6 protein-coding genes and 3 pseudogenes are annotated in these 7,956 nt (G+C 55.2%); 2 read left to right on the top strand and 7 right to left on the bottom strand.

All coding sequences use genetic code 11. The features are described 5' to 3' along the window. Positions 1–169 precede the first annotated feature (169 nt). Together ASG67_RS10140 and ASG67_RS10135 are read right to left on the bottom strand one after the other, a co-directional pair. A complete protein-coding gene (locus ASG67_RS10140) occupies positions 170–886 on the bottom strand; it encodes an IS6 family transposase (RefSeq protein ID WP_056529410.1) in 717 nt (238 codons plus the stop codon). Between the two features lie 202 nt (positions 887–1,088). Next, positions 1,089–1,790: a PEPxxWA-CTERM sorting domain-containing protein gene (locus tag ASG67_RS10135; protein ID WP_235535156.1), complete on the bottom strand. Its 702-nt coding sequence runs from the start codon at positions 1,788–1,790 to the stop codon at positions 1,089–1,091. A gap of 135 nt (positions 1,791–1,925) precedes the next feature. On the opposite strand from ASG67_RS10135, the gene ASG67_RS10130 reads away from it, so the two are divergent. Further along, on the top strand, positions 1,926–3,038 hold the full coding sequence (locus ASG67_RS10130) for an AraC family transcriptional regulator (protein WP_056529404.1): 1,113 nt from the start codon (positions 1,926–1,928) through the stop codon (positions 3,036–3,038). A 191-nt stretch (positions 3,039–3,229) separates the two neighbouring features. Here the strand turns inward: ASG67_RS10130 and ASG67_RS19825 are convergent. Next, positions 3,230–3,340 (bottom strand): annotated as a pseudogene (locus ASG67_RS19825) (PEPxxWA-CTERM sorting domain-containing protein); the annotation flags it as partial. 624 nt (positions 3,341–3,964) lie between these two features. Here ASG67_RS19825 and ASG67_RS10120 point away from each other — a divergent pair. Further along, positions 3,965–4,858 (top strand): hypothetical protein, encoded by an 894-nt coding sequence (locus ASG67_RS10120; protein ID WP_156460752.1) that lies wholly within the window; start codon positions 3,965–3,967, stop codon positions 4,856–4,858. 181 nt (positions 4,859–5,039) lie between these two features. On the opposite strand, the pseudogene ASG67_RS19820 reads toward ASG67_RS10120, so the two are convergent. From ASG67_RS19820 to ASG67_RS10110, 4 genes and pseudogenes are all read right to left on the bottom strand, one after another. Continuing rightward, positions 5,040–5,150: pseudogene (locus ASG67_RS19820) on the bottom strand (PEPxxWA-CTERM sorting domain-containing protein); the annotation flags it as partial. Between the two features lie 710 nt (positions 5,151–5,860). Next, positions 5,861–5,968: pseudogene (locus ASG67_RS19815) on the bottom strand (PEPxxWA-CTERM sorting domain-containing protein); the annotation flags it as partial. A gap of 800 nt (positions 5,969–6,768) precedes the next feature. Continuing rightward, positions 6,769–7,497: a PEPxxWA-CTERM sorting domain-containing protein gene (locus tag ASG67_RS18360; protein ID WP_082543447.1), complete on the bottom strand. Its 729-nt coding sequence runs from the start codon at positions 7,495–7,497 to the stop codon at positions 6,769–6,771. 296 nt (positions 7,498–7,793) lie between these two features. Further along, positions 7,794–7,956 (bottom strand): transposase (locus ASG67_RS10110; RefSeq protein WP_156460750.1); only part of this gene is annotated, 163 nt, incomplete at its 5' end.

Here is a 7,956-nt window from a genome sequence, read left to right as displayed (position 1 = left end):
TTTGGCGACGTCGTCTTCAGCCGCGGCCAGCTCCACGCCATGCTGAAATGCCCGACCTATGTCGGCGAGATCCATCATCAGGGCAAGGTGCACACCGCCCTGCACGGTGCTGTCAGTCTAACGCGAACCGCTCTCCACATGATGCAGGTCGGTCTTTAAGGGTAGCAGCCTAGCTGGCGAGTACCTGCCACTCCGCCAGTGCGGCGGAGCGTCTCTCTCGGTAGGTCTGGCGGTCGATGAGATGGCGCTCGAGATTGAAGTGGTTGTGGACGTTGGCATGGACGGAGGCGAACTTCTGCAGCGTCTTCATCTGCCTGAACCTGAGCATCGCCCGCTCCCGTCGTCGGAACGGCAGGTGGCTGTTCTCCACGCGGTTGTTCGCCCAACGACCCACCTCTTGCTTCTCGGCATCACCCAGTTCGTTCATCGCAGCGCGGTAGCTGCGCAAGCCGTCCGTGGTGATCGTCTCTGGCGAGCCGTGGCGCTTCAGCGTTTTCTTCATGAAGGTGAGTGCCGCCGCCTTGTCGCGGGTCCTGGTGACGTAGCTCTCCAGCACCTCGCCTTCGTGATCCACCGCTCGCCACAGGTAGACCATCTCGCCATTAAGCTTCACGTACATCTCGTCCAAATGCCACCGCCAATGCCGGAAGCCTCGCATCCGACTCACCCGTTTGCGGCGCACCTCGCCGGCGAACACCGGGCCGAACCTGTTCCACCACATCCGCACAGTTTCGTGGCAGATGTCGATCCCGCGCTCAAACAGGAGGTCTTCCACATTCCGCAACGACAGCGGGAAGCGGACGTACATCAGCACGACCAGCCGGATCACCTCAGGCGAGGAGTTGAAGTAGCGGAACGGGCTGGCTGGCTTGCGCGGGCGGGGCATGCCACCGCTCTATCCTGCCCTGATTACCAGCCGGTGCATTTGGACTGACAGAGCCCCCATGACTAACTCCTTGTCTCACTCGTAGAACGAAACGGGAACATTGGACAAGGGGATTCGATCCCGGGTGTTACGAGCGGGATACGAGGAAGGGATCGCTAGCCTTTCGACCAACGACCCCCTCGCCACGCCTAAAACGAGGGCATTAGGCGTAACGGACTTGGACGCCCTTGCGGCGGTAGCGGGCGGTTGCACCGATAAGACCAAAACCTACTAGCATCATCAGCCATGTAGCGGGTTCCGGCACCACCGGCGCTGTCCAGGCCTGGCCATTCCCGGTGCCCGTCGTGTAGATATTGCTGGTGTTGAGATTTCCGTAACCATAGGGATAAGTGATAGTGACATTGCTGTACGTGTTCGACGGAAGACCGACCGCATAAGGATCAGACGTTCCAATCGCGGGGAGGTTGACCCGGTACACGGACGACCCGGCAAGGCCCACCAGATCGGAATAGGCATAATAGGTTTGGCCGCCGTTCAGCACGATATTGCTGCCGAACGTGTAGGACCCATTAGCGACGGACGCCTGCCCGAGATAGTTACTGTAGCCGGGCGCCAATGACAGTCCGGCAGTCGTTCCGGCATATGGGCTGCTGAAAAGGTAGAGATTGCCATTCACGGCAGAGCCGTTCGTTGGATTGCTGTAGGTCGGATACTGATTTGTCGGGGGAGCGAAAGCGAAACTGATACCCCCGGTGATCGAACCCGATGTCGTGAACGAAAACGACGGCCCGGACTCCACGCCCCCCGGCGGTGTGCCCGTGGTTTGTGCCGAAGCCATTTGCGCCGACGCGATCAGCGGAATGGCGAACAAGGCGTTACGTGCAAAGATTGAAAGCTTTCTCATGATCCATTCCCCGTCGCTTGCCGCCCCAAGTGCAGCACCGGCCACCGCCATTGTTAGAGAGGCGATTAAGGTAGACGACGGCGACTGTCAGCACGGTCTTTTGTCCATCAGGCCGGGGGTTTTGTGTTCTGTCTCATGCCGGTACAGATCGGCATAGCGCACTCATTACAGAGCCGAACAAATCCCCTGCACGGCGCGACAATTTCCCTGATGTTTGCTGACGGCGACTGCTATCTCAACGCCATGAAATCCCCCAGGCCGAACCCGTATTACCCTTGGCGCGCAAGGCATTTCGAAGCCGCGCAGATCGACAGCAACGACGCACCCCCAGATGCCAAAGATTACTTAGAAAACGCGTTCCTATATCGCCGCATCCCGCCGGTCAGCTTCAATGGCCAACCAGTTGATACGACGATGCGCTGGTTTGCTGGATCAAGCGCAGCCTTCCTCCACGCTATATCCCGCAACCCAGGCATGACGGGCCGGCGAAAGGAAGATGACGATGCCGACAGCATGGACGGCTTGCTCATATGCTTCATCACTTATGGGCGGATGGAGGTAGAGACGGCCGGAAAGCTCCTGTACCTGAACGAGGGCGACGTGTTCACGCTTGATACGGCTATTCCGCATGTAATGCGCAACTATCCCGGGCATGTGGTCGCGATCTTTGTTCCGAGATCGAGCGCGATAGCAAAGATGGATGCCAGCCATTTGTATGATGTAGCAGGTCACGTCTTTACCGATGACGAACTTGCTACGTTGTTTGGGATGCAGGTGCGCTACATGGTCGGCGCTCTGGGCGAAATTTCGTCAGCGGCGTTTGATGTTGTCTTGTCTGCTACCACCGAAGTAGCCCTCGCAATGATCCGACAAGGGGAACGCGGCACACTTGAAGCAAAGTCGAATATGGTTGCGCGGGTCAAACACCTTGTTGATGCGGCAAGCTCCGATCCCGAACTAACGACTACGAAGATTGCATCCATGCTCAACGTATCACGAAGCAGGCTATACAACGCTTTTGCAAATCAGGGTATCACTGTGGCTGCCTACCTCCGGGACCATCGGTTGCGGTCGTTTCTGGAGTCGCTCCGAATGACGCCAACCGCACCGATCAGTGAATTGGCGTTGAAAGCGGGCTTTGCCGGTGATCCATCGGATTTCACTAAGCTGTTTCGCCGAGTCTATGGAATGTCGCCGTCCGATATGCGAGCGAGCCTACTTAACTCGAAGGGTGTTCGACCCGAATGATGTGCGAATAACGGCGACATTCACGCTAAAGGTGCAGCCGCCGACCAACCGAAGGCAAAACAGTTGACCGGAACCCTGACTCCCCAACGCCCTTAAACGCTTTACCGCCCTTTACGGTATCTCTAAAGGCGGCATTGTGGAAAGGCTGCCAACCGAAGGTGACAGCCCCTATCTTATACTCGCTTAAAAGATCACGCGTAGCGGATCGCGGTACTCTTGCGACGATAGCGGGTGGTTGCACCGATCATACCGAAGCCGACTAGCATCATGGCCCAAGTTGCGGGTTCGGGGACGGCAGCAACGGATAAAAGGCCCGATTTGATTCTTCGATCGTCATTAGCCGAATTAAGCTCGTAGCCCCTAATAGAACTACGAAAGCTAGGATTTTCCGCGCCCAACAAACTATTCAAGAAGTTAATATTGAAAAAGCGTTGCCCCGGTGCATCTAAAACTAGCTCGTTAGCAAAGCCATAGTCTATATCACGGTCGCTGTAGTCATAATCTCCGAAAATGCCGCCTTTGGAAAAAATCTTGACGTTGGTATACTGATAGGCGCTGCCGTTGAAGGCAAACGATCCTCCGAACGTGCCTCCATCCGTGAACATACCATCCGAGATAGTGAAGGTACGAGTGGCGGCGTTGGCCGATCCCGTGATGACTGCGCTAGCGACGAGCGCGAGTGCGAAAATTTTAGTCTTCATATTGCCCCCAAAGGTACCGCGTCGGACGATCCCGACACGGGGTGAGGGCTGGACCAGATAGCGATGGTTTACTGACTGTCCACGACCTAGCTATCCAAATTGGACAGCGCGCCACTTTGGGACAGTCGATGCTCTCAGCCTCCCTTACGGCGGACAAATCGGTAAGAGGGGCGTATGGACAAACTACCTATCAGGCGCTTGTCTCGGCTGGGTAACGAGGGCCTTTTGTCGTCCACCCTTGCTGTTATCGAGTTGGGGAAAGGCCGATACGAATGGGGTGTCGTAGCGTTGTTGCTGCTTAGCCGCTGCGCCTCTGATTGGGTGGTCAACGGCGTCATCGGTCCCCCGGTGCGGATCGCGCAATCCCTATCAATCCGTGCTATCGCGCAGTCTCTTGATGCGCCCTATGCCAGCATTCATCGCTATGTCTCGGCGCTACAAGAACAAGGCTTGGCCATCGTATCGGACAATGGGGTGGCAATCAGCAATGATCCCGCCGTTGCGCCAGCCGTCGTTGCGTTTCTTGTAGGCGCGCATGACCGACTCATAAGGTTGGTAGAGGACCTAGCGCCGGACCTTCCTATTAATGGTGCTGGTAGTGTACCGCACCGGGGCCTTCTGGCAGCAACCCTTTCAGCGGCCTTGGACATATCGCTGGTGCCTTACGAGATTGCCCGCGAACCGGTTATTGACTGGACCAGCAAGCTAGTCTGGATCGTCATCATCGTGGCAAACGTCCGGCACGTCACCACGGACTATGATCTAAGCCGTGCCTATGCGTTCAAGCCGACACCCGATGATGTTCGCGTCCCGATCGGCGTCCGCACTATTTCGGCGATGACCGGCCTAAGCTACGGAACCACCTTCCGGCATTGCAAGAAGCTCGCCCAACAGGACGTGATTAAATACGACCGTGGAGGATGGCTATTAGCGTCCCGGCAACTGAACGATGACGCCGTGGACGAAGGGGTAAAGGCGCTGCTGGCGTATTACGCTAAACGGATCAACGAGCTTGCGGCTCTTGGTCTGTCGGTTGAAAGCTTGGAACGGGCCTACATCGGTCCAAGACCGGATTATGTTATCATCGATAATGCGGTGGACATAAAAAAGGGCCGCTGACTGGCGGTCAGCGACCCATATCAAACCACACTGATAAAGGGGGGGAGACAGAGTAGTGCGGGTAGAAACGCCAGCCTCGCTTACCAGTTCCCGACAACGCGGCGATCTTGAAACGAAAAGGGCCGCTGGCCTTCCGACCAACGACCCTTCCTCACCCACGCCCGCAAACGGGGAAGTTAGATCAGGCGTAGGTTACCTTGAACGAACGACGACGATAACGGGCGGCACCGCCTACCATAGCGAAACCTACCAGCATCATTGCCCAAGTGGCGGGCTCGGGAACTGCCGTGACAGCCGATTCTGGGGTAAAAGTAATGCCCAAGAAGCCATCTACGTTAAGGCTTTTTTGAGAATTAACGAAGTTAAAAACTTGATTGGCGTTCTTGTTGTTCGAATTGGAGATATCCAGCCAAGTTCTAAATACATTGCTGGCGTTTATGTTAAACTTCGCCGCTGTTACAATGCCAGATTCAGAGACAGTGAATGAATTAACGCTTGCAGTATTTCCGTACTGGAACAAATTCTGGTTAGCAGAAGTGGTATTTAATACGCCCGTAGGCGCTGATAGAATGTAAACCTCGGACGCTGCAACGTTAGTTCCGGTCGTATTAAAGAGTAGCTTGCCTGTAACCAAGCCCGTGGAGCCACTCGCGCCATCAAAAGAGAAATTTACCGTAACCGCAGCTTCGGCGCTCGGGGTGATGGCAAACATGCTCGTTGCGGCAAGCGCTGCCGCCAGAATCTTTTTCATCATAGTTCCCCCTTGGCACCAAGGCCATCGGGGCGGGTGCTGAACGGCTGTTTATCTCAGGTTAATGTCGTCGTAAGCGGTCAACATATACTATATCAGGGTGTAACGTCCTGTTTTGATACACTTAGCTGGGATTCCGTTACGGAACCTATGAACTGTTCGGTCGGCAATCTTTAAATTGCACGTTGGAAGGCGGGAACCAATGAAGCCGCTGGCTCGACGCTAGCGGCTCCACGGTCGCCTTTGTCCTGTCAGGCGTAAGCGATTTTCACGCTTCGGCGCCGGTAGCGTGCAGCACCAGCGACCATAGCGAACCCTACCAGCATTGTAAGCCAAGTGGCGGGTTCTGGAACGGCGCCCGCTACCGCGTCACCGTAAACGTTGAACGCAGACACGAAACCGTTTCTAACAGGAATAGTATCACCCGAAATCAGGATAAGCTTGTTCGAAACCGAGTTATCGTTGAACAAGTCCTGCCCGATATTAAAGCCGTTACCCGACATACCGATAAAGTACGTGCCAGATTCAAGCGAAATGTTAGAAAAGTCGGCGCGGAGGAAGTTATTCGATATCGACGTTATCGTAGTACTGAAAGAAAAGAGGTTAGTGGCAGCGGGGTTCCCCGCGATGCTGTTGCGGAGCTTAATCGTCACGCTTTGTCCGACGCTAACCGGGCCGGCTGGCATTAACGACCGTAGGTCAAAGCCGTTAACATTCGTTGCGGCGGATAACGAGAACTGATTTAGAAAGTTCTGCGGGTTACCACCGCTCGGATTATTAATTGCTGTACCGATGTATCCAGTAGGCGACTGAGAGAATATTATCGCGGCGTTGGCGGGGGCTGCCGTAACGCTACCTGCAAACATCGTTGCTGCGAGCACTAGTTTCATAATTTCCATGCCGTTACTCCCGTTGTGACCGCTAGTTGCGAGCAGAACGGTATGGTTAAGAGCAAATGGACAGAAGTACAGACCTTTCCGGTCTATTTGGTAGCATCATTTTGAGGCGCTTTGACGCCTACCGATGATCCGGGCTGATGCACGGCAGCATCATGGCTTGGCAAACGCGCCCCGCCTATGGCGCCTGCCGCGATTAGGCTGAGAAAAAGGCCACTAATCAAGCGATTAGTGGCCATAGGTAACGTCTAATTCGGGTTATATCAGGCGTAAGCGATCCTGGTTGTCCGGCGCCGATAACGGGCAGCGCCACCGACCATAGCGAAGCCTACTAACATCATCGCCCAAGTTGCGGGTTCGGGGACTGCCGCAATGGAAGACGGGGTTAATGTCCCGCCGATCGAGAAATCCTGTACGAGTCCAGCGTTGACCCGACCAAGGAAGTTGCTGTTCAGCGAGATCGAGATTGTTTGACCTACGACAGTTGGAGCAGAGAAGATAAAGCTGCCATAGCTATCTCCTGACCCAAGATCGGTAAATAAGCCCTGCCCAATTGTATCACCACTGTCCCTTTGAGCGTCGAGCTCCAAGAGCGTCGCGTTTACATCGAATAGGGTCAAAGCTGCCGGGTTTGCGCTAGTTACGCCTTCTGTGAAGCCGGATTTAAGCGTAAGCACTGCGGACGTATACGGCGAGAGCGGTGCAGCCGCGCCAAGAGCAAAGTTAAACCAGCTATTAAACCGAACCGAGGCGAACGAACCCGTGATGTAATTAGCATTGCCCAATTGATGCTCACCTGCGCTACTGATCCACCCGGTGTCGGTAGCAGCGAACGTCGTAGTACCATCAAAAGTGATCGTTGCTCGCGGTGCAACCTCAGTATCCGAGCCACCGAACACGTAGCGATTCTGTGCGGTAGCAGGGGCAGCCACTATCGCTAGACAAGCCGCTAGCGACGTTCCAGTTGCCTTGATAAACATCGAAATGCTCATGCCACTATCTCCCTTTCCCGCGATTCTCGCGAGCCCGTCTATCACGTTAATCGAACGTTAATCGCATGTACACAGACCAGAGTCCCGATTTGAGACAGCGTTCTACCGCTATCTTCGCAGCTCATAGATTGGGGTAAAAGCCAGCGCGAGGTAGCCAGATGCATTGGCAATTGCCCGTCGCTTATCAACAAAGCAGAACTATTCGAACGGCGCTTAGAAGTGCCGAAATTTATCTTAATTGGCAAAGCAATGGGCCTACAGTAGGAAAAGCTTTGCCTAGGGTCAGGACTCATTGGTCATAGCCAGAAGATGACAGTGGCCGCGAGCGCGACGGCAGAGAAGAAGACGGTTGGGCAGCGGTCGTAGCGAGTGGCGACGCGGCGCCAATCCTTCAGACGGCCGAACATGATCTCGATGCGGCTGCGGCGCCGGTAGCGGCGCTTGTCGTATCTGACCGGC

Origin of the sequence: Sphingomonas sp. Leaf339, assembly GCF_001426195.1 — a bacterium.
Lineage (GTDB): Bacteria > Pseudomonadota > Alphaproteobacteria > Sphingomonadales > Sphingomonadaceae > Sphingomonas.
This window is presented reverse-complemented; position numbering and strand designations above follow the sequence as displayed.